This window comes from Canibacter zhoujuaniae, from assembly GCF_011752005.1.
Taxonomy (GTDB): domain Bacteria; phylum Actinomycetota; class Actinomycetes; order Actinomycetales; family Microbacteriaceae; genus Canibacter; species Canibacter zhoujuaniae.
Window position 1 is genome coordinate 815,306 of sequence record NZ_JAAIJZ010000001.1, and the last position, 24,783, is coordinate 840,088.

Below are 24,783 nucleotides of genomic sequence, written 5' to 3' on the forward strand. Positions count from 1 at the left end.
GAAAGCAGAGAAACACCTTAATCGAGCTGTCCCTGTCGCCAGGCAGTAGCCGCGGCTTGGAAGTCATCACCAAAGATGGAGTATCTAAGCCCCCGAGCGGTTAGGTCGCGGGCCTCGTCGGCGTTAAATTCGGCTCTCTCTTCAGCGTGTAAAGCTGATCCGAGCGCTATCACCCTACAGTAAGCGGCGGCTCGTTCTAACGCAGCAGCGAAATCACCGACAAAAACTCCTCGCAATATCTCATCAGCAAGGTGTTCTATTTCCTCAGGTGTTGCCGGATCAGATATGCCCACAACGGCAGGATTTACGCTGAGCTCGGTGTCAACCGCAAGGCGATAGAGTGTGGTTACAAACCCAAGTTTTGAGCCAATCGCGGCGCGCACCAGGTAGAGGCGCCAGAGCACACCCGCAAGTGATCGGCTGTGCGCATGTGACCAAAGCTCAGCAATATCGTCTACGCCGTTGTCTGCAGCGTGTGCGATTACGCGCTCGATACCTTCCCGATCGCCCGCGCGCTCCGCATCACGAACACGGCCCAGAAGTGCCCAAGCAGTGCGCTCAGCGAGTTCCTGCTGTAACGCCGGATCAGTCCCGCCGGGCATATTGTCAAACACCGTCGCTGCCAATTTCACTGGACGATCAAACTCACGAGGCACTCCACCAGCATAGAGTAAACAGCACCGCTGCCTTGGTCAGCAGCAATCAGGTGTTAAGGATCAGCCTGTAAGAGGGTATAAGTGCGGTTCCGCTGCAGCTGCATCACACCAGAAAAAAGAGCAGCAACCTGTTTTCGGTAGCGCGCGTGAGAATTATGCACAAGCAACATAGTGCCACCCGGTTTTAACACTCGCTTCGCTGCGTGCAGTAGCGGCTTTACGAGAGTCATATCGATTTCGTGCCCGCTATGAAACGGCGGGTTTAGGAGCAGAAGATCCACGGAATTAGCGGGGAGACCACTCGCCGCATCATCCCACAGCACTTCTGCGTTGCCTACAGACGCCAGGTTTACCCGCGTGCTGCGCACCGCGTCCATATCAATATCAGTTGCAGTTAACTTGCGCACTAGATCTGAAACGCGACCCATAATCTCAACACTCACGGATCCGTTACCGCACCCCAGATCTAAAACTGTCTGCTGCTTTGCCGCATGTTTCTCAAGCCAGTTAACAGCGGCAGCAGCGAGCAGAGCGCCTCCCTGATCTGGTTTGCCACCAGAGAAAACTCCTCCAAAGGCAGCGAGCTGATTCGTATCTGCACCCTCAAAAGTGCCTGCGTTTACGGCGTCGTTTGAATGATAAGACGCACTGCGGGTGCTGTCGGAAGCTGCCCGCGGATCTGACGCGAGCACGCAGCGATGTTTGCCCTTACCGCGCAATCCTCGCACTTGCGCAAAGCTTTTTGCAATGGTGTCATTAAAGGTTTTGACCATATGCTTTGTGTTGCCACCAAGCAACAGCTCAGCTTGAGAGCCGCGATCTGTTTGATATTCGGAAAATTCGCGCGCCAACTCGGCGAGGGCACTGTGAGTTTTTGGGAGCCGTCCCAAAGCTAACGAGCCGGTAAAGCCATGTGCTCGAAGAAAATCGTCCAGCGCCATCGTGCTGTAGTCTGCAGCTCCGTTAACGGTTAGCCCGGAAATGAAAATATGTGGGTGCTTTATGCGTAATGTGCGCGCCGCAGCATAGCTAACCTCCCGAACAAACACTCTGCCCGCTGTTGCGCGGGTCGCCCAATCGGTGAGTGCCCCGGTAGGGTCGTTCAGCACCAGGATATCTGCTGCCGAGTGCGCGAGCAGCAAACTTTGCGCGTCAGCAATGATACGGCGATCGAGTGCGCTGATGCGGTCTAAATCACAGGTCATGGGCTCATCTCTGGAATAACTGGAATAAACAGTCCGGTAAGTCTTCAACGATACCGTTGGAGACTTAAAGCCGAGGCTCGAAAGCCCCACCTTATGTGCCGATATTGCAGTCAACCGGGCTTACTGCTCACACAGGAAAACAAAAACCCTGATTAACCACTATTTTGTAGGCCCCGCCGGGCTCGAACCGGCGACCCGCGGATTAAAAGTCCGATGCTCTACCAACTGAGCTAGAGGCCCTCCAGCTGTTTAGTTTAGCTGAAAAAGAACCAGAGCGCACACTTTCGTCTGTGAGTGAGTCAAAGTAGCGGGTGTCGACTCGATTGCCTAGTCTTAAAAGGTGGGTTTAAAAGACAGCGGTAGCGAAAGATTCCAGGTCGACCTCTCAGGTGTCGTAAATCTGCTCTCTAAAAATCTTTATTCCGGCCCGCAGGTCTATCTGCGGGAGCTGCTACAAAACGCAGTAGATGCGCTCACCGCTGCCGTGGCTCTCAACCCTAAAACCCCGCAACTGATTCAACTTTCTTGTAACAGCACAGCTGCCGGCAATAACACCCTCCAGATCTGCGACACGGGGGTGGGTCTAACAACAGCTCAGGCGCGTGAACTGCTGTCCACGATTGGCCGGTCTTCAAAACGCGACAGCGAATTGGGTGAGGGGCGCGCTGAATTTCTTGGCCAGTTCGGAATTGGCATGCTCGCCGCGTTTATGGTCGCTGACGAGATCAGAGTGCTGACCCAATCTCGCGTCACAGCGCCTGACGGCACGCTCCCTCCCCCAACTGAATGGGTGGGCAGAGCCGACGGCACCTTTGTGGTGCGCGAAACTGATTCAAGCACACTCCCAGAAATTATCCGCGCTGGTGGCACAGCGGTGCAGCTTGTTGCGAAAAGCGATACCCTGCACTGGCTAGAACGCAGCACGGTCAAAGAGCTCGCGCTCAATTACGGCGATCTGCTGCCGCTTCCGATAGAGCTTGTTGGCGAAGGCATCATTAACCGCCGCTACCTGCCCTGGATGGAAACCTACTCTGATCAAGCATCTCGCACGCAGGCTCTAATGCAGTTCGGTAAAGAGCTGTTCGGTTTTAAACCGATGCACATCATAGATTTGAATGTGCCCGCACTTGGTATAACTGGAGTTGCATACGTGCTGCCCCAGCAGGTTGCACCGGGCTCTGGGCAGCATCGTGTGTATCTCAAGCGCATGCTGCTCAGCAATCGCTTAGATAATGTGCTGCCCGATTGGGCGTTCTTTGTACGAGCGGTGATAGATACTGATAGCTTGAAACCAACCGCTAGTCGTGAACAGCTGCATGAGGATGAAACGCTGCTGATCGCCCGCGAGGTGCTTGGGCAGCAGTTAAAAGATTGGATCCGCAATCATGTGGCAGCAGACGGATTTTACGGATCCGAATTTCTCCAGACACATCATCTAGCGCTGCGCGCAGTTGCGGTGCAAGACAGCGACATGCTCGAGGTGGTAGCCGACACCGTGCCCTATGAAACCACGGACGGAGCTCTCACCCTGCGGCAGGCTGTTGCCTCCGGGGAGCTACTCTACACCACCACTGTGCCAGCTTTTCGCCGTCTTTCCCCTGTCGCACGGGCGGCCGGCATCACCGTGGTAAACGGCGGCTACGCCTATGACGCCGACCTAATTGCAAAGTTAAAAAGCGATCTACAGTGGAGTGTGCGCGAGCTTGAAAGCGCTGATCTCACTCAGGCGCTAACCGAGCCCAGCCTTGAGCGCGAGATGGCAACAGGCGACGCAATTGCAAAAGCTCGCACACTGCTTGGGCAGGTAGACTGTGACGTCCTGCTGCGCAGATTTGAGCCAGAGAGCATACCCGCCATGCTGTTACGCGATGCAGACGCAGAGTTTCAGCATGAGTTGAGTGAAGTTAGAGAGTCTACCCCGGATCTCTGGGGTGGCCTCCTTGACGCTTTCATTGAGACGGGAGAAGCTAAGAGCCGCACACTCGTGCTCAACGACAGCGCCGAAGTTGTGCAAACGCTACTAGCTGCCAAACACGGTGAAGTTTTTGATGCGGGTGTTGTCGCCCTCTACAGCTCAGCTTTAGCACTCGCAGGCGAGGGGTTGAGCAGCGGTGAGAGCGCGGATCTATCTCACGCTCTCGAAACACTGCTGCAGCACGCACTCAGCAGCTCACAAGGCAGGGACAGCAATGGCTAGTTCACTTATGCGGCTTGCCGCACTCGCCAATATGCCCTACGGATCAGCTCGCACCCAGCAGACCGCAGAAATTGTGCGCGAGATCGAACGGGAGGGGCCAGAGCATGAGCTGCCGAATGCGCTGCTGCGCCTGGTGGAAGCTTACGACTTCGGCGGTGATTCAAAACGGGCGCTAACCACTTTTGTAAAAGTTTTACAGCTCTGGGATACCCGCCCGGAGTTATTCGATGCTGAAGACGAGTTTGGGCTTTTCTGGGAGTTTAAGTGGATCGCCGGCAGTCTAACCCTCTTCCCAAACATTAGCCGTGCCCAAGCTGAGGCTTTTCTCGACGATATGGAGCGTCGCTATCAGGTTGCAGGCAAGGGACTGTGCGCTCCACGTGCGGCGCGATTCCACTACTTAAGCAATCTCAATGATCCGGCTGCGGCGAGCGCGCTCAGTATTTGGCGCTCTACCCCACCGGACGAGTTCGATGATTGCCCGGCTTGTGTGATTGGTGCGGAGGTTGATTACCGTGTCTCGCAGGGCGACTGGGCACGGGCTGTCGCAGTTGGTGAGCGGCAAAATAATGAGTGTAATATCGAGCCGACCCTAACCAACCATTTACTAACCCTTGCATATTTGATGCAGGGCGACCCTACTGCTGCAGCACGCTGCTATCGTCTCGCTAATGCCGGCCTTAAAACGTCTCTATCAGCAGAGGGGTTTACGGGTGCGCGCGGCGCTGTGCTTGAGGCACTGGGGCGTGGCGGCGCGCTCAATGAGCTGCTATCTCAGCTCAAGAAACACGATGCCGAGCATTTAGAAACCGCACAGACTACTTTCGGATCGCTGCGCTTTCACTTAGGTCTGCTCGCTGGCATTTCAGCGCTTATGAACGGGGGCACAGACCCGAACACAGAAACCGGGCTTGCGACACCCCACTTCGCTAAAACCCTTGGCGATCTGCACTCGCACCTCAAAACAGTGACACAAGAGATGGCCGAACGTTTTGACAGCCGGGCAGGCAACGATGGCAATCAACGGCACCTTGCTAATGCGCTTAGCGCAACTCTTTCTGCAACGCCTCTGCCAGAGCCACTCGCAAGTGAAGACGCAATGTCTGAGACGCTAGCGCAATTGCTGTTAGAGCGAAAACAGACAGCTGCGCCAGAAACTAACACTGTTTCTGATAGGTTGGCTCCCGCCGCAGAACAAATTGATGTTGCCGCAGAGTTTCAAAAAATTGCTTCCCTCATCGACGAGTCGCATGAGTTTAGCGCTGCTAAAGCAGCCACCATCGCTGATATGTACGTCAGTTTGGGTGGCAGGTTGACTGCGGTCGACCAAGAGCTGGCAGCAAAATCTTTTACCGAAGGCGGTCTTTGGTTTATTAGGGCGCGCGATAGTGTGAGCGCTGTAACCGCTTTCGAGCTCGCATACTCTCATCTAGTGCTCGAGCATCTGCCAGATGATCTGCTCAGGCTGCTAATGCTTTTCGAGTTTTGGATTAACGCCCTCACCGACTTGCAGTCGGCTGCGCATTGGTCCCAGTTGGAAAAATATATTGTGAGCTTCGCGCAGCTGTGCTCATTTGAGGCAGACTCGCTAGCGCAGCAAACTGCAGCATTAAGTAAACAAAGCATCGATTTGCATGAACTGCAACTCGCACGGATTGCTTTTAGCGCATGTGGCACAGTGGCAGAGTTCTTTTCTGAGCTGGCTAAATTAGCGGGGGGTCTGCAAAACATAGACTCTGACACAGGGCTTAAAGCTGCGCTGCAAACCCTGCAGCATACAGAAGTAACCTATTCCAACACCTCTGCTGAGCTGGCCGCTGCGCTGGCTGCATCTCCCAATATAGAATTTGCACAGTATCTCGGGCGGGAACTAAATGAGACGATGAAGTTAGGGCGCTACCGTATAGCAACCGCTTGGAAAGTATTGGGCGAAAAACAGCGTGCGGTAACGATCCTAACCGAGCTGCTGCACGATGGCGTCTACCAGGAATTTGAGCTCAAACTGCGCGCTGAGGCGGCAGAATTATTAACAGAGCTTGGCGAGTTCAGCGCGGCTCAAGAGATACTGCGTCAGTTTTAATATCGCGGCACCCTAAAATCAAAAACCTGCTTTTAAGCGGTCGGAAACCACGCCAATATAAGGGCTATAAGAATGAGTCGGCCACACCCCCCGACGTAACCGACTCATGTGATAAATAATATCATTAAGTTTTATATTTTTGTTTAATTTATCTTGTGGTCAGGAGAAAAACACGAATAATCGAATAAATTTCGGTTTCTGTTCCGCTCAAAATCAGACTCGTTTTAACTCTTCTAAGCGATCGGCCAGCTGCGCAAGCTGTTCTCGCACACGCTCTGTGGCCGTGCCACCAACACCAGTGCGACTGTTGACAGACCCCGCGATGGTCAAAACTTCACGCACAGCTGGGGTTAAATGCGCACTAATCTGAGCGAGTTCTACGTCGCTCGGCTCGTGTAGCTGCATTTCACGCTCTTCACAAAACGCCACAAGCTCCCCAGAAATTTCATGTGCGTCACGGAAGGCAACCCCCTGTTTTACAAGCCACTCCGCAACATCAGTTGCGAGCGAGTAGCCGCGCGGAGCCACCTCAGCCATGCGCTCAGTGTTAAAGCTTGCGGTTGCTACCATTCCGGTAAACGCCGGCAAAAGCAGCTGCAGCTGCGCGACAGAGTCAAAAATTGGTTCCTTGTCTTCCTGCAAATCGCGGTTATACGCCAATGGCAGCGCTTTCAGAGTGGCCAAAAGACCTGTTAGGTTGCCAATTAAACGCCCTGATTTACCGCGCGCCAGCTCAGCAATATCGGGGTTTTTCTTCTGCGGCATAATCGACGACCCGGTCGAATAACCATCATGCAGCTTAATAAAATTAAACTCCGCCGTATTCCAAACAATGATTTCTTCGCTCAGACGCGACAGATCAATGCCGATCATGGCCAGCACAAAAGCAAACTCAGCGACCACATCACGGGCAGCGGTGCCATCAATAGAGTTTTCAAGCGGCTCGCCCATGCCCAATTCTGCGGCAACTAAGCGCGGATCGAGCCCCAGTGAAGATCCGGCGAGCGCGCCGCCACCGTACGGTGAGCGCACAGCACGCTTGCTCCAATCCGCCAGCCGCTCGATATCGCGCAGCAACGGCCAAGCGTGCGCAGCCAGCTGATGAGCCAACAGCACCGGCTGCGCAGACTGCAGGTGTGTGCGCCCCGGCAAAATTGCGTCTGGGTGTGCCACAGCCTGGTCGTAGAGTGCCTGTATCAAATCGCCCAGCAGGGTGCGGATTGAGTCGGCCGCATCGAGCATATACATCCGCACAAGCGTTGCGATTTGATCGTTCCGGCTGCGGCCCGCGCGCAGTTTTCCGCCAAGCTCACGACCAGCAATTTCTACCAGGCCGCGTTCAAGCGCCGAATGCACGTCTTCATCATCTGCAGCGGGCAGAAACTCCCCCGCAGCAACACGTCGCGCCAGTTCATCTAGCGCGCTGTGCATGCCCTGCAGTTCTGTGGCTGTGAGGTAACCACCGTCGTGCAGCGCAACAGCGTGCGCCTTAGAGCCGCGAATGTCATACTGCGCGAGCTGCCAATCGAACTGTGTTGATTTACTCAGGCGTTGCAGTTCGGGGGCCGGCCCGCTCTTAAAACGACCACCCCACAGAGCGCCAGATTCACCAGCACGGTTTCCGGTTCTTGGTGCGTTTGTCATTGCTGTTCTTCTTTCTGCTCCAAGAGCCAACACATTAGGGCTTTTTGCGCGTGCAATCGGTTTTCTGCTTCATCCCAAACAACCGACTGCGCACCGTCGATAACCTCTGCGGCAACCTCATACTCACGGTATGCGGGCAGGCAGTGCATAAAAATTGCATCATCCGCTGCTTGCGCCATCAGCTCTGGGGTTACCCGATAGGCGCCAAAGGTTGCAACACGCTGCTGCTTTTCAGATTCCTGCCCCATCGAGACCCAGGTGTCGGTAATCACAACGTCTGCGTCTCTCACAGCCGCAACGGGATCGCTCAGCACCGTCACGCTTCCGCCAGTGCCCGCGGCAATGCGCTCAGCATCTGCAATAATGTCTGCTCGTGGCCGATACTCAACAGGGCTTGCAAGGCGCACATGCATGCCAGCTGTTGCAAAGCCCAGCGCATATGACTGCCCCATGTTATTGGCTGCGTCACCGATATAAGCAGCTGTCAAACCGGCGAGCGCGCCTTTGTGCTCTTGAATGGTTAACAGATCAGCCAAAATTTGACATGGATGAAAATCGTCGGTCAGCGAGTTAATAACAGGAACCTGCGAATTCTCGGCCATCTCGACGATACGTTCGTGAGCGCCGGTGCGCCACACAATCAGCTTCGCAATGCGCGAAATCATCTTTGCTGTGTCGGTGATTGACTCTTTTTCACCAAGCTGTGACTCACCAGGGTTAATAATCAGCGGATAGCCGCCAAGGGAGGCCACTCCGGCGGCAAAACTCACGCGCGTCCGGGTCGATGTTTTATCAAATATTATTGCGACTGTGGCAGGCCCGTTAAGCGGTTTACGCGCATACGGATCAGCCTTTAGCTCCCGCGCAAGACGCAGCACTTCTGCCTGTTCCCGAGGAGTTAAGTCATCATCTCGCAGAAAGTGGCGCATCCACCGCTCCTTATACTGTAGAAATTAGGGGCGGATCAGCCGCTCGCGTTCAAATAAACAGACGCCGACCGGCCGATCCGCAAGCTGTTAACCCTGTTGCTTGAGCTTGTTTGCGAGCTTTTTGCGCTCGTTCGCATCAAGCTCGACCTTGCGAATGCGCGCGATCTCTGGTGTCACCTCAACGCACTCATCTTCACGCGCAAACTCGAGACACTCTTCGAGTGTGAGCTGCTTTGGCGGGGTCATGGTTTCCATCACGTCAGCGGTTGACGAACGCATGTTCGTGAGTTTTTTCTCTTTTGTGATATTCACTTCCATGTCGTCAGCACGGCTGTTCTCACCAACGACCATGCCTTCATAAACTTCCTCACCCGGCTGCACAAAGAAGGTCATGCGCTCCTGCAGGTTCATAATTGCGAACGGGGTCGCAACACCCGCACGATCGGCGACGATAGAGCCGTTCTGACGCGTGGTTATTTGACCAGCCCACGGCCCGTATCCGTGTGATATTGCGTTGGCAATACCGGTGCCGCGCGTGGTGGTCATAAACTCTGAGCGGAATCCGATTAAACCGCGTGACGGCACAACGAACTCCATGCGCACCCAGCCGGTGCCGTGATTGCTCATGCCCTCCATGCGACCCTTTCGGGCTGCGAGCAACTGGGTGATAGCGCCGAGGTGCTCTTCAGGGGCATCGATAGTTAGGTGCTCAAACGGTTCGTGTACCTCGCCGTCAACAACACGGGTCACAACCTGCGGCTTCCCAACGGTCAGCTCGAAGCCTTCCCGGCGCATGTTTTCAACGAGAATTGCAAGCGCCAGCTCACCGCGCCCCTGCACCTCCCATGCATCGGGGCGGTCGGTGTCGACAACCCTAATCGACACGTTACCGATGAGCTCACGATCGAGACGATCTTTGATCATGCGCGCTGTCAGTTTGTGCCCTTTAACCTTGCCCACGAGCGGCGAAGTGTTTGCACCGATAGTCATTGAGATAGCCGGCTCATCAACAGTGATAACCGGGAGCGGACGCACATCTTCTGTGTCAGCAATGGTTTCACCGATGGTGATATCCTCAATGCCCGCTATCGCGACGATATCGCCCGGCCCTGCGCTCTCGGCTGGGTATCGCGTGAGCGCTTTGGTCAGCATCAGTTCTGTAATGCGCACGTTCTGCGTTGAGCCGTCATGCTTAACCCATGCGACAGTCTCACCCTTCTTGATATTGCCGTGGTGAATGCGCAAAAGCGCAATACGGCCGAGGAACGGTGAAGAGTCGAGGTTTGTAACGTGCGCTTGCAGCGGATGCTCATCGTCATACTGCGGCGCGGGAACCTGCTGCAAAATTGTTTCAAACAGCGGTTCGAGGTTGTCATTATCGGGCAGTTCACCGTCAACCGGGCGGGTGTGGCTGGCGGCTCCAGCGCGCCCTGACAGGTATACGGTTGGCACATCAAGCACAGCGTCTACATCGATGTCGGGGTGGTCTTCAACCAGGTCGGAAGCAAGCCCGAGCAAAAGGTCGTGCGCCTCACCCTCAACCTCTGCAATTCTGGCATCGGGGCGGTCGGTCTTGTTCACTGCGAGAATTACGGGCAGTTTCGCCTCAAGGGCTTTCCGCAAAACGAAACGAGTTTGCGGCAGCGGCCCCTCAGAGGCGTCAACGAGCAGCACTACACCGTCAACCATCGACAGCGCACGCTCCACCTCGCCACCAAAATCAGCGTGACCTGGGGTGTCGACAACGTTAATGGTCACCGGCCCGTTCTGTGCGTGCGCACCGGCGTAGGCAATCGCCGTATTCTTCGCGAGAATGGTGATGCCTTTTTCGCGCTCAAGGTCGTTTGAGTCCATCACTCGGTCATCGACCTCGGTGTGTGCATCGAAGCTGTTCGTCTGCTTCAACATCGCGTCTACAAGGGTTGTCTTACCGTGGTCTACGTGCGCAACAATTGCTACGTTGCGCAAATCTTCACGAGTGGCGAGGGCCATATGTTCCTAACTTTTGCGGCTTTAAGCCCGAAAATCTAACATTCAATTCTAGCAAGAAACCCCTGCGATACTGCCCAGAGAGGGCGGATCACAGGGGGCTCAAGCTGTTTTAGATGTTTTACTGTGACTGTCTCTAGCTGTGTTTCACACTCTCGAGGAAGCTGCGCGTCCGCTTCTGCAGTACAGCTAACACTGCCTATTTTTTCATTTAAAGTTAATGCTCCCCGTTAACAACTGCTTCGGTTACAACGTAATTACCCATACCGTAACGCTCAAGCACCTGCTGATACACGCCCTCATCGATCAGCTCCTGCAGCGCTAAACGAATAGCTTCAATCAGCTCGGTGCGTTCTTTTAGAATGCCCACACCGTTGAATAATGGCTCATAGCCAGCCGGATTCTCCGGATCGGTGATCACATCAAAGGCCTCGCCATTATCGGTTTCAGCGGCTGCATACGCTGCAACACCTGCGTCCGCGATGTATGCCTGCACACGGCCAGCCTTCAGAGCTTCCTGCGCAGCTGGATTGTCTGGCAGTTCTGTCATCTCAATACCGCAGTCCATCTCGCGCAGAATGTTACCCTGCTGGGTGGCCAGCGGCAGTGATACCTTCTTACCGCAAAGATCATTGAGGTTCTTGATGTTGTCGGGGTTACCCTTCTTGACGAGAATGATAAAACCAGCGTTAACATACTCAACAAAACTGAGCACCTGACGGCGCTCGGGGGTGTCACTCATACCCGAGAGAATAATGTCATGACGGCCAGATTCCATCGCCGGGATAACTGAATCAAACGTCTGCTGGTTTAAGCTGACACCGATATCAAGCTTTTGCCCAAACAGACGACCAAGCTCAGCATCAACACCGATAATTCGGCCCTCCTCATTATGAAACTCCATTGGTGGGAAGGGCAGGTCGAGCGCGATGTCAATCTTGCCTTTTGCCTTGATATCTTCCGGCAGCATATCGTGCAGCTTTGAATTTGCGCTGGTGCTCGGCTCATCCGCAATTGGCAGGATCGAGTTGACGCTATCGCTAGCACCGTCTGCGTTTGCGCAACCGGAGAGCAGCAGACCGGCAATTGCCGCCGCAATAACGGAACTAAATTTCTTCTTCATTTCTATAGGCCTTTCTATCGAAATGCATTTGCGGCTTGAAGCCTAAAACTAACACCGATTTTAGCAAGAAACCCCCGCGATACTGCCCAGGCGGGCGGATCACAGGGGTCTCAAGCTGTTTTTAGATGTTTGGCTGCGACTGTTTCTAGCCGTGTTTCACATTCTCAAGGAAGTTACGCGTCCGCTGCCGCTGCGGATTGCCGATAACCTCTTCCGGGTCACCAGACTCAACCACAACGCCACCGTCCATAAACACAACCTGGTCGGCAACATTTCTTGCGAAACCGATCTCGTGGGTCACCACAATCATGGTCATGCCCTCATCCGCAAGCTCTCGCATTACATCGAGCACATCACCAACAAGCTCAGGGTCGAGCGCACTGGTTGGCTCATCGAATAGCATCAGCTTGGGTTTCATGGCGAGCGCGCGGGCGATCGCAACACGCTGCTGCTGCCCACCTGACAGTTGCGCCGGGTAGTGGTTGGCAAAGTCTGCCAGACCGACACGGCTGAGCAGCGCCATAGCCTCTTCTTTTGCCGCATTCTTGTTTTTACCGTTCAGGCCAACTGGGGCCTCAATGATATTTTCAAGCGCTGTCATGTGCGGGAAGAGGTTGAAACGCTGAAACACCATACCGATGTTCTGACGCTGCTTCGAAATCTCTTTCGGGTGCATCTCATAGATGTTGCCACCCTTTTGGCGATAACCGATCAGCTCACCATCAACAATGATGCGGCCACCGTCGATGGTTTCCAGGTGGTTAATGCAGCGCAAAAGCGTTGACTTACCCGAGCCTGAAGGGCCGAGCAGCACTGTCACTGTGCCGGGGTTAACCGACAGTGACACATCGCGCAACACTTCGTGCGCGCCAAAGCTTTTACGCACACGTCGGATCTCTACAAGTGGGTTTGTCACTGTTCTACCACCTTAATTGCCTCTGTCGGTTGCGGAGCCGGCACAGGTTTACGGCTCTGAATGAAACTGCGCACACGCTGGAGCGGAGTTGGCGGTAAATTGCGGCTTGCGCCACGACCAAAACGACGCTCAAGGTAGTACTGCGGAATTGATAACAGGCTGGTCATCAGGAGATACCAGAGGCTTGCCACAATCAGGAGCTCGACACGTTTGAAGTTCTGTGACGAAATCATAGATGTCGCGGTGTAAAGCTCAACAATCGCGATAACGAACAGCAGCGAGGTGTTCTTCAACATCGAAATAAGTTCGTTGCCCATTGGCGGAATAATCACACGCATTGCCTGCGGGAGCAGCACCCGTCGGAAAGTGTAGAGCGGTGACATACCCAATGAAAAGGCTGCCTCGCGCTGTCCCTCATCAACCGACAGCATACCCGCACGCACAATTTCTGAGGAGTAAGCGCCCTGGTTTAGAGTAAGCGCCAGGAGGCCGGCAACGAAAAGTGGAATCAGCTGGTTGGTATCCCAATACAGCGGGGTGCCAGGGATACCAATCATTGGGTAGAGCGAGGCAAGGTAACCCCAGAAGATGATTTGCACCATCATTGGGGTGCCGCGGAAGCCCCACACATACACCCAGGCGACAGACACCAGCACAGGATTGCCAGAAAGACGCATGCCCGCAATGACGATCGCGATCACTGTCGAGATCAGCATCGAAAGCACGGTCATCACCAGCGTTACTCCGATACCGCTGATCACACGTGAGTCAAACAGATACTGACCCACGACCATCCAATCAAGGTTTGGGTTTGTGAAGAATGACCAGGCTAGCAATCCGGCTACCAGCACCACCAGCACCGCGCTCACGGCGCGGCCTGGCCGGCGCAACGGAATGGCCGTTACATCGTCGTCGTGCAGCTTCACGCTGCCGGTTCTTGCGCTCAAAATTAACGCTCCCCGTTAACCACTGCTTCGGTTACAGCGAAGCTGCCCATGTCGTAACGCTCAAGCACCTTCTGATACGCACCCTCATCGATCAGCTCCTGCAACGCTGCACGAACAGCCTCAATCAGCTCAGTGCGTTCTTTTAGAATGCCAATACCAACGAATAGCGGATCGTATCCAGCTGGGTTCTCTGGGTCCTCTATCACATCAAAGGCCTCGCCATTATCGGTTTCAGCTGCTGCATACGCTGCAACAGCTGCGTCCGCGATGTATGCCTGCACGCGACCGGCGTGCAGAGCCTCCTGCGCAGCCGGATCATCTGGCAGCTCTGTCATCTCAATGTTGCAGTCCATCTCGCGCAGCACGTTACCCTGCTGGGTTGCCATCTGCAGTGATACCTTCTTACCGCAAAGATCATTGAGGTTCTTGATATTTTCTGGGTTACCCTTCTTTACAAGGATGATAAAGCCTGAGTTAACATACTCAACAAAACTGAGCGCCTGACGACGTTCGGCTGTGTCATTCATACCTGAGAGAGTAATGTCATGACGGCCAGACTGGAGAGACGGGATAACTGAGTCAAAGGCCTGCTGGTTTAAGCTGACACCGATATCAAGCTTTTGCCCGAGCAGACGGCCAAGCTCAGCATCAACACCGATAATTCGGCCGTCCTCATCGTAATATTCCATCGGTGGGAATGGCAGGTCGAGCGCGATGTCAATCTTGCCTTTTGACTTGAGGTCTTCCGGCAGCATATCGTGCAGCTTTGAATTTGCGCTGGTGCTCGGCTCATCCGCAATTGGCAGGATCGAGTTGACGTCATCGCTGCTGGCGCCCTCTGAGCTGTTGTTCTCTGCGTTTGCGCAACCAGAGAGCAGCAGACCAGCAATTGCCGCCGCCGCAATGACGGAACTAAATTTCTTCTTCATTTCTATAGGCCTTTCTATCGAAATGCGTTTATGTGGGTGGGATTTTTCGAAACCGTGTTACTCGCCCAAGGCTGGAGCATGCAGCCTGAGCAGGTCTTCATAGGTCTCACGACGAGCAACAAGTCGGTGCTCTCCGTCTTTTACAAACACAATGGCGGGCCGCAGCGCACCGTTGTAGTTGTTGGTCATTGTGTAGGAGTACGCGCCGGTGGTGGCCATCATCACGATGTCTCCAACCTCGGTCTCCGGGAATCCGGCTTCACTTACGAGCAGGTCTCCTGACTCGCACTGTCGCCCAACGAGTTCGGCTGATTTTGTCCACGGCTCGTTCAGTTTGTTCGCAACAACCGCCTCATAGCGCTGCCCGGTGAGGGCCACGTCCATCTGATCTGCCAGCCCTCCGTCGATTGCAACGAAGTTTTTGCCGGTCTCTTTCACGGCGACCACTGAGTAAAGCGTGACACCAGCGCGCGCGACCAGAGAACGGCCGGGCTCTATCAAGACACGGGCTGCACCTGGAAGCACTTCACGCGCCGCATCTGTAATAGCTGCGAGATACTCCTTAACATTTGGCGCTTTTTCTTCATAGGTGTATTTCACCCCGAGCCCGCCGCCAATGTCGTAGGTGTTAAATGTGCCGACGCCACTGATTTTACGTACTGCCTCAGAAAATTGGTGGGTGTTGAGGATCTGTGACCCAATATGCAGATGCACACCCTCAAACTGGAGCAGCTCATGCGCTTGCATGCGTTTAATCGCCTCTGCCGCCTGGTCAAGCGGCAGCCCAAACTTTGAATCGTTGCCGCCTGTCGCCTGCGAGGCGTGGGTTTCTGCGTCAACGCCGGGAATTAAACGCAACAAAACTTTTTGTGGCTTTTTAACCAGGCGCTCAAGACGCTCAATCTCAGCGAAGTTGTCAACAATAATTGTGCCAACACCTGCATCTAGCGCCATTTGAATTTCGGCATCTGTCTTTGCATTACCGTGGAAGTAGATGCGCTCCGGATCGACCTGTGCCGCAAGCGCAAGCTGCAGCTCCCCGCCTCCGGCGATATCAATAGCTAGACCTTCCTCATGCGCAAGCTGATACATCGCGACAATCGGCAGTGACTTTGATGCGAAAAGCACATCTGAGTTCGGCCATTGCTCGTGTAGACCATGCCGAAAACGAGCCGCCTGATCCCGCAAACCCTGCTCGTCAAAGACGTGCAGCGGAGTGCCATATTCTGCAACCAGTTCGGTCACAGGCACGCCACCGAGTGTTAATACACCGTCCGCAGTCGCAGCTGCATTCTCAGGAAACACTTCCCACAGCTCGCCTAAGCGCGTCCCTTGCGGTGCAGGTTGCTGGAGATTATTCGCCATTGATCCTCCGAGTCAGAGCTTCGTTACTGTAACTGTTATAAACACTCTATTACCTTTTGGGGCGTATATTCATGTAGAAATAATATAAATTTTACGAGAAAATTAAGGTATAACTACAATATGGATGATTCAAGCACTCTCACCGAGACCAACACCCCCGGCTCTGTCTCAATCGCAGAAATACTCTCAACACTCGGCGCCGACTTAGTTTCTCCGTTCACCCCCGTAGACCCTAATCAGTTGGTCACAGAGACCGACCTCTATGACACACTCGGATCCCCTCCCCGCATTAGCGGCACCCTGCTGCTCGCCCCCATGGCACAGGAACTAACAAGTCAGGCTTTTTCTGAGCTGCTCAGATATGCACGTGAACACAAGTGCGCCGCTGTCGCAATCAAAATTACGTCGGAGCGCAAAGATGAATTTCAGGCGCTGGCCAAAAACGCCAGCTTTTCCGTGCTGCAGGTAGCCACAGGCATCTCCTGGTCAACATTTGAAGCTCTCTTAAATCGTCTAATCGGCGAAAACTCGCGCACCGCAACCGTCTCGATAGACCGTTCACGCGAACCGTTATTTGGTCTCGTAAACGAGCTTGCGTCGTTTTTCGGCGGCTCAGTGGTGATTGAAGATCTTGGGCGACGAATTCTCGCTTATTCTTCAGTTCCCGGGCAGGCAATTGATCATTTAAGAACGGAAGGCATTCTGCTGCGCAAAGTGCCAGAGTCGCCGTTCAATAATCCGCAGTATCGCGAGCTCCTGCAGAGTCAGACGGTGTTGTTTTTCGGCGAGCAGGGTCTTGAGCTGCCCCGCACTGCTATCCCTATCCGCGCTGGCAACGTGCCCTTGGGCAGCATCTGGGCCATTGACCCACGTGAGGAAGGAAAGCACAACATCGCAGAAACAGAGGAGCGTCTGCAGGCCGCTGCATCTCTTGCGGCGTCCTATATTATTGACGCGCTGCACCATCGGCAGGCAACTCAAATCCCCCGTGAGCAGCGTCTACGCACGCTCATCAGTGGCACCGGTGTGCAGGGCGGCGAACTGGCCGAGCTGGGTTTCTTTCCGGATCCCGGCGTCGAGCTAATTGCGTTAGACCCCGACGCGAAAGACAACCCAAACCTGCTAGCCCAGCTGCACGCCGCCGCACAAAACCAGATCTCTTCATATCTGCCTGAGGTTGTAACTGCGGTGGACGGGCCTTATGTTTGGATCCTCCTACCCAACAACGAAAGTTTTTCGGGAGCGAAATTAATCCCCCGGCTACTAAAGATAACCGACAAGGTGCTCGGCGATAGGGTGCGCGCAGCTCTGCCCGGCACCTGCCGCTCCGATACCGCAGTTACCGACTTGGCGAAGCTAGCGAATCAACTGTTTCGGGCGGATCAACGCTACCCTGCCCCAGCACCGCGGCGTATCCTCACGCCTACACAGCTCACCCCGATAATGCTTTATCAAGAAATCGCGCAAGTCTACGAGATGAATCCGCAGCTGCTTCGTGAAGAGTTGAGTGAGTTGATAGAGGAGGAGCCAGTCGTTGCTCACACTCTCATGATCTGGTGCGCTAATCGCGGCAATGTAGCAGCATGCGCCAGAGATTTGGCTGTGCACGAAAACACCGTCCGCAGTCGCTTGCAGCGGATTGTCAACCACTACGGGCTTGCGCTAGACGACCCCGACGAGTTTTTTATGATCTGGGCGCAACTGCGCACACTGCGACAGCTGCCCGCAGATTACTCTGTTTAGCGCTGAGTCTTGACGGCAGCCTCAAGCAAACCCCAAATTTCGTTATAAACCTCGGGAGCAGCAGAGCACACAGTGTCCGGTTTCATCACCTCGAAAGATCCGTTTGCAGCAACTTTAAAACCAAACTGCGCACGCATTTCTGCGCATGTTGCTGGGAGCGACTCAATGAGGTCAGAGCGCAGAATCACCTGAGTACCATCAGGAATTTCATAGCGCACACTGCGGCCAAATTTACTCGATATATCAACGGTGCGACCGAGCTGTGCAATATCAAGCTCGAATGTTTGACCGGGGTCAGCCTGCGGGGTTGCAGCCACGGGCACTTCCTGCACCTTCGGCACAGCCGGTTTAGCCGTAGAATTTTTCTCGCTGCTTTCCTCGTCTGATTCTGATTTTGCAGTATCAGACTGTGTTGTCTCGGAAGAATTACCCCCGCTGTTATTAACCGCATTAACCACGAAAAAGGACGCGAGCAACGCCAGTACCGCGATTACTGCAACAATAATCCAAGGTAAGAACTTCTTACGAGCTTCTAACTCTGCAGCTGAAAAATTCACGTTCCTAAGCCTACTAAAGGTAGCGAAACTTAGCTGTCTATCAACTAGAAAATCAAGAATTAACTATCTTGCAGGGCGGCTAACGCAGCGTCATAGTCTGGCTCCTGACCAAGGTCAGGCACCTGTTCTGTGTACACAACCTCATGGTCGCTGTTCAGCACAACAACAGCTCGAGAGAGTAGGCCCTGCAGCACGCCGTCTTGCATTGTGACCCCGTATGATTTGCCAAAATCGCTTCGGAAGGATGAGAGGGTTTCAACACCATCGATGCCTTCTGCGCCACAAAAACGTGCGAATGCGAAGGGCAGGTCTTCTGCAATGCACAGCACAACGACGCCGTCAGAGCCCGCAGCACGCTCGTTAAATTTGCGCACACTGGTTGCACAGACACCGGTATCGATGCTTGGGAATATGTTTAATACAACACTCTTACCGGCGTAATCGCTAAGGCTTTTTTCACCGAGGTCTGTATCAACCAAAGTAAAAGCCGGCGATGTAGAACCCACCTCTGGCAGTGCGCCGACAGTATTTACAGGGTCACCGTTGTGTGTTATTTCAGTCATACGCTAAGTTTAGCTGCGCTAGATGGCAGCAACCTGATAACGGCTGCCTGCTTGTGTTGGTTGCGGGGTGGACGTAATTCTTGTGTGTATATATATATAAAAAAATAGTGGGGGCATGTTCCCCACTCTCACCACAACGGTAAGAGAAGAAAACACACCCCCACAAGAAAAAAATAATTCCGGCAGTGACCTACTCTCCCACACCCTCCCGAGTGCAGTACCATCAGCGCTGTCAGCCTTAGCTTCCGGGTTCGGAATGTAACCGGGCGTTTCCCTGACGCTATAACCACCGGAAAACCCTTCAACAGGACTCCCCAAAAAAGTGGAACCAATATTAAATTACCAACATTTAAGGATCCGTCGGAAACCACACAGTAGACGCAAACAACAAAAACCCAACACTTCTTATAGCCAAAAATGTTTAACAAGTCTTCGGTCTATTAGTACCAGTCAGCTCCACACATTACTGCGCTTCCACATCTGGCCTATCAACCCCATAATCTATAGGGGACCTCACACCCACAATTGGGTAAGGAAATCTCATCTCGAGGCCGGCTTCCCGCTTAGATGCCTTCAGCGGTTATCCATCCCGAACGTAGCAAACCAGCCATGCCCTTGGCAGAACAACTGGCACACCAGAGGTCCGTCCAACCCGGTCCTCTCGTACTAGGGTCAGATCCTCTCAAATTTCCAACGCACGCAGCGGATAGGGACCGAACTGTCTCACGACGTTCTAAACCCAGCTCGCGTACCGCTTTAATGGGCGAACAGCCCAACCCTTGGGACCAACTCCAGCCCCAGGATGCGACGAGCCGACATCGAGGTGCCAAACCATGCCGTCGATATGGACTCTTGGGCAAGATCAGCCTGTTATCCCCGAGGTACCTTTTATCCGTTGAGCGACAGCGCTTCCACAAGCCACTGCCGGATCACTAGTCCCGACTTTCGTCCCTGCTCGACCTGTCAGTCTCACAGTCAAGCTCCCTTGTGCACTTACACTCGCCACCTGATTGCCAACCAGGCTGAGGGAACCTTTGGGCGCCTCCGTTACTCTTTGGGAGGCAACCGCCCCAGTTAAACTACCCACCAGGCACTGTCCCAGAACCCGATCAGGGTCCGTAGTTAGATATCCAGAGTGACCAGAGTGGTATTTCAACAACGACTCCACACACACTAGCGTGCATGCTTCAAAGTCTCCCACCTATCCTACACAAGCCACACCGAACACCAATACCAAGCTGTAGTAAAGGTCACGGGGTCTTTCCGTCCTGCTGCGCGTAACGAGCATCTTTACTCGTAATGCAATTTCGCCGAGTTCATGGTGGAGACAGCTGGGAAGTCGTTACGCCATTCGTGCAGGTCGGAACTTACCCGACAAGGAATTTCGCTACCTTAGGATGGTTATAGTTACCACCGCCGTTTACTGGGGCTTAAATTCAAAGCTTCACCCAAAAAGAGTTAACCTCTCCTCTTAACCTTCCAGCACCGGGCAGGCGTCAGTCCGTATACATCCAATTGCTTGTTAGCACGGACCTGTGTTTTTAGTAAACAGTCGCTTCCCACTGGTCTCTGCGGCCACCACACCCTTTCCCAAGCAAGTTGGTATAAGCGGATGGCCCCCCTTCTCCCGAAGTTACGGGGGCATTTTGCCGAGTTCCTTCACCACGATTATCTCGATCTCCTTAGTATTCTCTACCTGACCACCTGAGTCGGTTTGGGGTACGGGCAACCAGCAACCTCACGCCGATGCTTTTCTCGGCAGCATAGGATCAGTAACTTCACCAAAACGGCTCCCCATCACATCTCACCCAAACACCCGCGGATTTACCAACGGGATAGGCTACATGCTTAGCCCGGGACAACCATCGCCCGGGATTACCTACCTTCCTGCGTCACACCTCACGCTCACGCACCAACACCGGGTTCGAAAACCAACACCAGAAATCAACCCCGAAGGGAAAAAATCCAGAAAAGCTTTCTTAGCACTTATTGGATTGTGTTGAACGGTTACCAGCCGGTACGGGAATATCAACCCGTTATCCATCGACTACGCCTGTCGGCCTCGCCTTAGGTCCCGACTTACCCAGGGCAGATTAGCTTGACCCTGGAACCCTTGGTCTTCCGGAGGACGGGTTTCTCACCCGTCTTTCGCTACTCATGCCTGCATTCTCACTCGTGTCACATCCACAACTAGATCACTCTGCTGCTTCACTCGCGACACGACGCTCTCCTACCCAGTCAACAAACTGAACCACAAAGGCTTATCTAACTGTTAACTGCCATATCTTCGGTGGTGTGCTTGAGCCCCGTTACATTGTCGGCGCGGAATCACTTGACCAGTGAGCTATTACGCACTCTTTCAAGGGTGGCTGCTTCTAAGCCAACCTCCTGGTTGTCTAAGCAACTCCACATCCTTTTCCACTTAGCACACGCTTAGGGACCTTAGATGATGATCTGGGTTGTTTCCCTCTCGACTATGAAGATTATCCCCCACAGTCTCACTGCTACGCTCTCACTTACCGGCATTCGGAGTTTAGCTGACGTCAGTAACCTTGTAGGGCCCATCGGCCATCCAGTAGCTCTACCTCCGGCAAGAAACACGTAACGCTGCACCTAAATGCATTTCGGAGAGAACCAGCTATCACGAAGTTTGATTGGCCTTTCACCCCTAACCACAGCTCATCCCCTCAGTTTTCAACCTAAGTGGGTTCGGCCCTCCACACGCTCTTACACGTGCTTCAGCCTGGCCATGGCTAGATCACTTCGCTTCGGGTCTAGGACACGCGACTAAAACGCCCTATTCAGACTCGCTTTCGCTACGGCTACCCCACACGGGTTAACCTCGCCACATGCCGCTAACTCGCAGGCTCATTCTTCAAAAGGCACGCCATCACACCAAAAACAGTGCTCTGACGGATTGTAAGCAAACGGTTTCAGGTACTATTTCACTCCCCTCCCGGGGTACTTTTCACCTTTCCCTCACGGTACTTGTCCGCTATCGGTCATCTAGTAGTATTTAGGCTTACCAGGTGGTCCTGGCAGATTCACACGGGATTTCACGGGCCCCGTGCTACTCGGGATACACATAACGCTGTAAGAAAATTTCAGATACGGGACTCTCACCCACTCCGGTCACCCCTTCCAAGGTGTTCTCCTATATCCTTAACAATCACGTCGAAAGTCCGGTAGAACAATCAAATGCGTCCCACAACCCCGCACGCGCAACCCCTACCGAGTATCACACACGCACGGTTTAGCCTCATCCAGTTTCGCTCGCCACTACTCCCGGAATCACTATTGTTTTCTCTTCCTGTGGGTACTGAGATGTTTCACTTCCCCACGTTCCCTCTACCCGCCCTATATATTCAGACGGGAGTAACACACAAACATAAAGTCGCATGCTGGGTTTCCCCATTCGGAAATCCTCGGATCACAGCTCGTTTATCAACTCCCCGAGGCTTATCGCAGATTACTACGTCCTTCTTCGGCTCTAGATGCCAAGGCATCCACCGTTCGCTCTTAAGAACTTGCAAACAAAACAAAATCACAAAACAAACACCACAACAAAAAGTTGCAGCATCCATCTCTAGACCATAAAAAAAATTAAGTATCACAACAACACAAACAAAACAAACACCACAACAAAAAATTGCAGCATCCATAAAGCTTGCATCACTGCAGATGCTCGCGTCCACTGTGTAGTTTCCAACGTACCCACACACCCAACCAGCAACCACCATCAAAACAGCAGCCACCAGAAGGAGTGCAAGAAACCCAAACCAGAAAAAACCTGGCCCCGGTCTCCCAGAACCCCAATAGTATGCACCAACAACCAGAACCGAAAACCAAACACCCCGTTCCAACCCCACAAAAGAATGAAGCGTACTAAACAGCATCCAGAAACAATCCCAATCAATCATCAAACGTTCCACCCATGAGCCACCAGCAAACACACACACGGCATTTAAACTGGCAACCACCACAAAACAGACACAAGCCTGAATAACATGCGGCGACAAATGCTCCTTAGAAAGGAGGTGATCCAGCCGCACCTTCCGGTACGGCTACCTTGTTACGACTTAGTCCTAATCACCAGTCCCACCTTAGACGGCTCCCTCCAAAAAGGTTAGGCCACCGGCGTCGGGTGTTACCGACTTTCATGACTTGACGGGCGGTGTGTACAAGGCCCGGGAACGTATTCACCGCAGCGTTGCTGATCTGCGATTACTAGCGACTCCGACTTCATGGGGTCGAGTTGCAGACCCCAATCCGAACTGAGACCGGCTTTTTGGGATTCGCTCCACCTTACGGTATCGCAGCCCTTTGTACCGGCCATTGTAGCATGCGTGAAGCCCAAGACATAAGGGGCATGATGATTTGACGTCATCCCCACCTTCCTCCGTGTTGACCACGGCAGTATCCCATGAGTCCCCGGCATAACCCGCTGGCAACATAGGACGAGGGTTGCGCTCGTTGCCGGACTTAACCGAACATCTCACGACACGAGCTGACGACAACCATGCACCACCTGTATAGAAGTGTCCAAAGAGTCCTGTATCTCTACAGTGTTCTCCTATATGTCAAGCCTTGGTAAGGTTCTTCGCGTTGCATCGAATTAATCCGCATGCTCCGCCGCTTGTGCGGGCCCCCGTCAATTCCTTTGAGTTTTAGCCTTGCGGCCGTACTCCCCAGGCGGGGAACTTAATGCGTTAGCGTCGACACGGAGACCGTGGAACAGTCCCCACATCTAGTTCCCAACGTTTACGGCATGGACTACCAGGGTATCTAATCCTGTTCGCTCCCCATGCTTTCGCTCCTCAGCGTCAGTAGCGGCCCAGAGATCTGCCTTCGCCATCGGTGTTCCTCCTGATATCTGCGCATTCCACCGCTACACCAGGAATTCCAATCTCCCCTACCGCACTCAAGCCTGCCCGTACCCACTGCAAGTCTAAGGTTGAGCCTTAGGATTTCACAGCAGACGCGACAAACCGCCTACGAGCTCTTTACGCCCAATAATTCCGGACAACGCTTGCACCCTACGTATTACCGCGGCTGCTGGCACGTAGTTAGCCGGTGCTTTTTCTGTAGGTACCGTCACTTACGCTTCTTCCCTACTAAAAGAGGTTTACAACCCGAAGGCCGTCATCCCTCACGCGGCGTTGCTGCATCAGGCTTTCGCCCATTGTGCAATATTCCCCACTGCTGCCTCCCGTAGGAGTCTGGGCCGTGTCTCAGTCCCAGTGTGGCCGGTCACCCTCTCAGGCCGGCTACCCGTCGTCGCCATGGTAAGCCATTACCTCACCATCAAGCTGATAGGCCGCGAGTCCATCCCCCACCAAAAAATCTTTCCACCAATCACCATGCGGTAAAAGGTCATATCCAGTATTAGACACCGTTTCCAGCGCTTATCCCAGAGTGAGGGGCAGGTTACTCACGTGTTACTCACCCGTTCGCCACTAATCCACCCAAGCAAGCTTAGGCTTCATCGTTCGACTTGCATGTGTTAAGCACGCCGCCAGCGTTCGTCCTGAGCCAGGATCAAACTCTCCGTAAAAAACAAAAAAACAAACAGCATCGGGAAAACAACACTGAATGCGAGTTTGACCTGACAAACGATTCTGACAATCAAAAAATCATCAAGAATGTTCATCCAAAAACAAGGAATCCCCACCAGCATAAAAACTGGCACGAGGTTCAAATAAAATTTGGCATTTGACAATCAAGTGCACACTATTGAGTTCTCAAAGACCAAACAGAACCCGTACACGCTCCAACCAAGAAGCCTCCGAACCCCGCAGGATCAAAACAATGAAAAACAACCATAACACAAAAAGCCAACAAACAAAAGCCAGAAAATGTGTAAACAGTGTTTCCCACCAAGACGCTGACCGTGTTTCCGTTTCCTGACGTTCGGCCAACAGATGACTACTCTACGCACCC

Annotated in this window: 15 protein-coding genes, 1 tRNA gene and 3 rRNA genes; 3 read left to right on the forward strand and 16 right to left on the reverse strand. The window is 53.5% G+C overall.

Features of this window, described 5'->3' with window-relative positions; all coding sequences use genetic code 11:
* Positions 1 to 17 precede the first annotated feature (17 nt).
* The 3 genes from HCR00_RS03785 to HCR00_RS03795 all read right to left on the reverse strand — a co-directional run bounded on the left by HCR00_RS03785 (position 18) and on the right by HCR00_RS03795 (position 2,101).
* Positions 18 to 656, reverse strand: a complete 639-nt coding sequence (locus tag HCR00_RS03785) for a hypothetical protein (RefSeq protein ID WP_166987119.1) — start codon at positions 654 to 656, stop codon at positions 18 to 20.
* Positions 657 to 709: 53 nt separating this feature from the next.
* Complete coding sequence (locus HCR00_RS03790; protein WP_167142860.1) at positions 710 to 1,861, reverse strand: class I SAM-dependent methyltransferase; 1,152 nt, start codon at positions 1,859 to 1,861, stop codon at positions 710 to 712.
* Positions 1,862 to 2,028: 167 nt separating this feature from the next.
* A tRNA-Lys gene (locus HCR00_RS03795) sits at positions 2,029 to 2,101 on the reverse strand.
* A gap of 100 nt (positions 2,102 to 2,201) precedes the next feature.
* Between HCR00_RS03795 and HCR00_RS03800 the strand changes: the two genes are divergently transcribed.
* Positions 2,202 to 4,058 carry an HSP90 family protein gene (locus HCR00_RS03800; protein ID WP_167142863.1) on the forward strand — a complete coding sequence of 619 codons (1,857 nt, stop codon included), beginning with the start codon at positions 2,202 to 2,204 and terminating at the stop codon, positions 4,056 to 4,058.
* Positions 4,051 to 6,138 carry a hypothetical protein gene (locus HCR00_RS03805; protein WP_167142866.1) on the forward strand — a complete coding sequence of 696 codons (2,088 nt, stop codon included), beginning with the start codon at positions 4,051 to 4,053 and terminating at the stop codon, positions 6,136 to 6,138. The genes HCR00_RS03800 and HCR00_RS03805 overlap by 8 nt, the downstream gene beginning before the upstream one ends.
* A gap of 213 nt (positions 6,139 to 6,351) precedes the next feature.
* Here the strand turns inward: HCR00_RS03805 and argH are convergent, their stop codons facing one another.
* From argH to lysA, 8 genes are all read right to left on the reverse strand, one after another.
* On the reverse strand, positions 6,352 to 7,782 hold the full coding sequence (argH, locus tag HCR00_RS03810; protein ID WP_166987106.1) for an argininosuccinate lyase: 1,431 nt from the start codon (positions 7,780 to 7,782) through the stop codon (positions 6,352 to 6,354).
* On the reverse strand, positions 7,779 to 8,711 hold the full coding sequence (gene argF, locus HCR00_RS03815) for an ornithine carbamoyltransferase (protein ID WP_166987102.1): 933 nt from the start codon (positions 8,709 to 8,711) through the stop codon (positions 7,779 to 7,781). The genes argH and argF overlap by 4 nt, the downstream gene beginning before the upstream one ends.
* Before the next feature lie 87 nt (positions 8,712 to 8,798).
* On the reverse strand, positions 8,799 to 10,703 hold the full coding sequence (gene typA, locus HCR00_RS03820; protein ID WP_166987099.1) for a translational GTPase TypA: 1,905 nt from the start codon (positions 10,701 to 10,703) through the stop codon (positions 8,799 to 8,801).
* 214 nt (positions 10,704 to 10,917) lie between these two features.
* On the reverse strand, positions 10,918 to 11,823 hold the full coding sequence (locus HCR00_RS03825) for a transporter substrate-binding domain-containing protein (RefSeq protein WP_166987096.1): 906 nt from the start codon (positions 11,821 to 11,823) through the stop codon (positions 10,918 to 10,920).
* A gap of 145 nt (positions 11,824 to 11,968) precedes the next feature.
* Positions 11,969 to 12,739, reverse strand: coding sequence for an amino acid ABC transporter ATP-binding protein (locus tag HCR00_RS03830; RefSeq protein WP_166987093.1), 771 nt, complete (start codon positions 12,737 to 12,739; stop codon positions 11,969 to 11,971).
* Complete coding sequence (locus tag HCR00_RS03835) at positions 12,736 to 13,686, reverse strand: amino acid ABC transporter permease (protein ID WP_243854525.1); 951 nt, start codon at positions 13,684 to 13,686, stop codon at positions 12,736 to 12,738. Before HCR00_RS03835 ends, HCR00_RS03830 begins: the two co-directional genes overlap by 4 nt.
* 2 nt (positions 13,687 to 13,688) lie before the next feature.
* Entirely contained in the window at positions 13,689 to 14,615 is a 927-nt protein-coding gene (locus HCR00_RS03840; protein ID WP_166987090.1) for a transporter substrate-binding domain-containing protein, read from the reverse strand.
* 57 nt (positions 14,616 to 14,672) lie between these two features.
* Complete coding sequence (gene lysA / locus HCR00_RS03845) at positions 14,673 to 15,980, reverse strand: diaminopimelate decarboxylase (RefSeq protein WP_167142870.1); 1,308 nt, start codon at positions 15,978 to 15,980, stop codon at positions 14,673 to 14,675.
* Between the two features lie 120 nt (positions 15,981 to 16,100).
* On the opposite strand from lysA, the gene HCR00_RS03850 reads away from it, so the two are divergent.
* Positions 16,101 to 17,723: a helix-turn-helix domain-containing protein gene (locus HCR00_RS03850; RefSeq protein WP_166987084.1), complete on the forward strand. Its 1,623-nt coding sequence runs from the start codon at positions 16,101 to 16,103 to the stop codon at positions 17,721 to 17,723.
* On the opposite strand, the gene HCR00_RS03855 is transcribed toward HCR00_RS03850, so the two are convergent.
* The 5 genes from HCR00_RS03855 to HCR00_RS03875 all read right to left on the reverse strand — a co-directional run bounded on the left by HCR00_RS03855 (position 17,720) and on the right by HCR00_RS03875 (position 24,397).
* Complete coding sequence (locus HCR00_RS03855) at positions 17,720 to 18,280, reverse strand: hypothetical protein (protein ID WP_166987081.1); 561 nt, start codon at positions 18,278 to 18,280, stop codon at positions 17,720 to 17,722. The two genes, HCR00_RS03850 and HCR00_RS03855, sit on opposite strands and share 4 nt — an antisense overlap.
* Before the next feature lie 59 nt (positions 18,281 to 18,339).
* Positions 18,340 to 18,843: a thiol peroxidase gene (gene tpx, locus HCR00_RS03860; protein WP_167142873.1), complete on the reverse strand. Its 504-nt coding sequence runs from the start codon at positions 18,841 to 18,843 to the stop codon at positions 18,340 to 18,342.
* A 177-nt stretch (positions 18,844 to 19,020) separates the two neighbouring features.
* Positions 19,021 to 19,137: ribosomal RNA gene (rrf, locus tag HCR00_RS03865) — 5S ribosomal RNA — on the reverse strand.
* A gap of 126 nt (positions 19,138 to 19,263) precedes the next feature.
* Positions 19,264 to 22,376, reverse strand: a 23S ribosomal RNA gene (locus HCR00_RS03870).
* A gap of 497 nt (positions 22,377 to 22,873) precedes the next feature.
* Positions 22,874 to 24,397: ribosomal RNA gene (locus HCR00_RS03875) — 16S ribosomal RNA — on the reverse strand.
* The 16S, 23S and 5S rRNA genes sit together here, the layout of an rRNA operon.
* Between the last annotated feature and the right edge of the window lie 386 nt (positions 24,398 to 24,783).

Coding starts and splice junctions, on each gene's coding strand:
- tpx (WP_167142873.1), bottom strand. CDS start 18,843: ATGACTGAAATAACACACAACGGTGACCCTGTAAATACTGTCGGCGCA.
- HCR00_RS03825 (WP_166987096.1), bottom strand. CDS start 11,823: ATGAAGAAGAAATTTAGTTCCGTTATTGCGGCGGCAATTGCCGGTCTG.
- argH (WP_166987106.1), bottom strand. CDS start 7,782: ATGACAAACGCACCAAGAACCGGAAACCGTGCTGGTGAATCTGGCGCT.
- HCR00_RS03850 (WP_166987084.1), top strand. CDS start 16,101: ATGGATGATTCAAGCACTCTCACCGAGACCAACACCCCCGGCTCTGTC.
- HCR00_RS03790 (WP_167142860.1), bottom strand. CDS start 1,861: ATGACCTGTGATTTAGACCGCATCAGCGCACTCGATCGCCGTATCATT.
- lysA (WP_167142870.1), bottom strand. CDS start 15,980: ATGGCGAATAATCTCCAGCAACCTGCACCGCAAGGGACGCGCTTAGGC.
- HCR00_RS03805 (WP_167142866.1), top strand. CDS start 4,051: ATGGCTAGTTCACTTATGCGGCTTGCCGCACTCGCCAATATGCCCTAC.
- typA (WP_166987099.1), bottom strand. CDS start 10,703: ATGGCCCTCGCCACTCGTGAAGATTTGCGCAACGTAGCAATTGTTGCG.
- HCR00_RS03840 (WP_166987090.1), bottom strand. CDS start 14,615: ATGAAGAAGAAATTTAGTTCCGTCATTGCGGCGGCGGCAATTGCTGGT.
- argF (WP_166987102.1), bottom strand. CDS start 8,711: ATGCGCCACTTTCTGCGAGATGATGACTTAACTCCTCGGGAACAGGCA.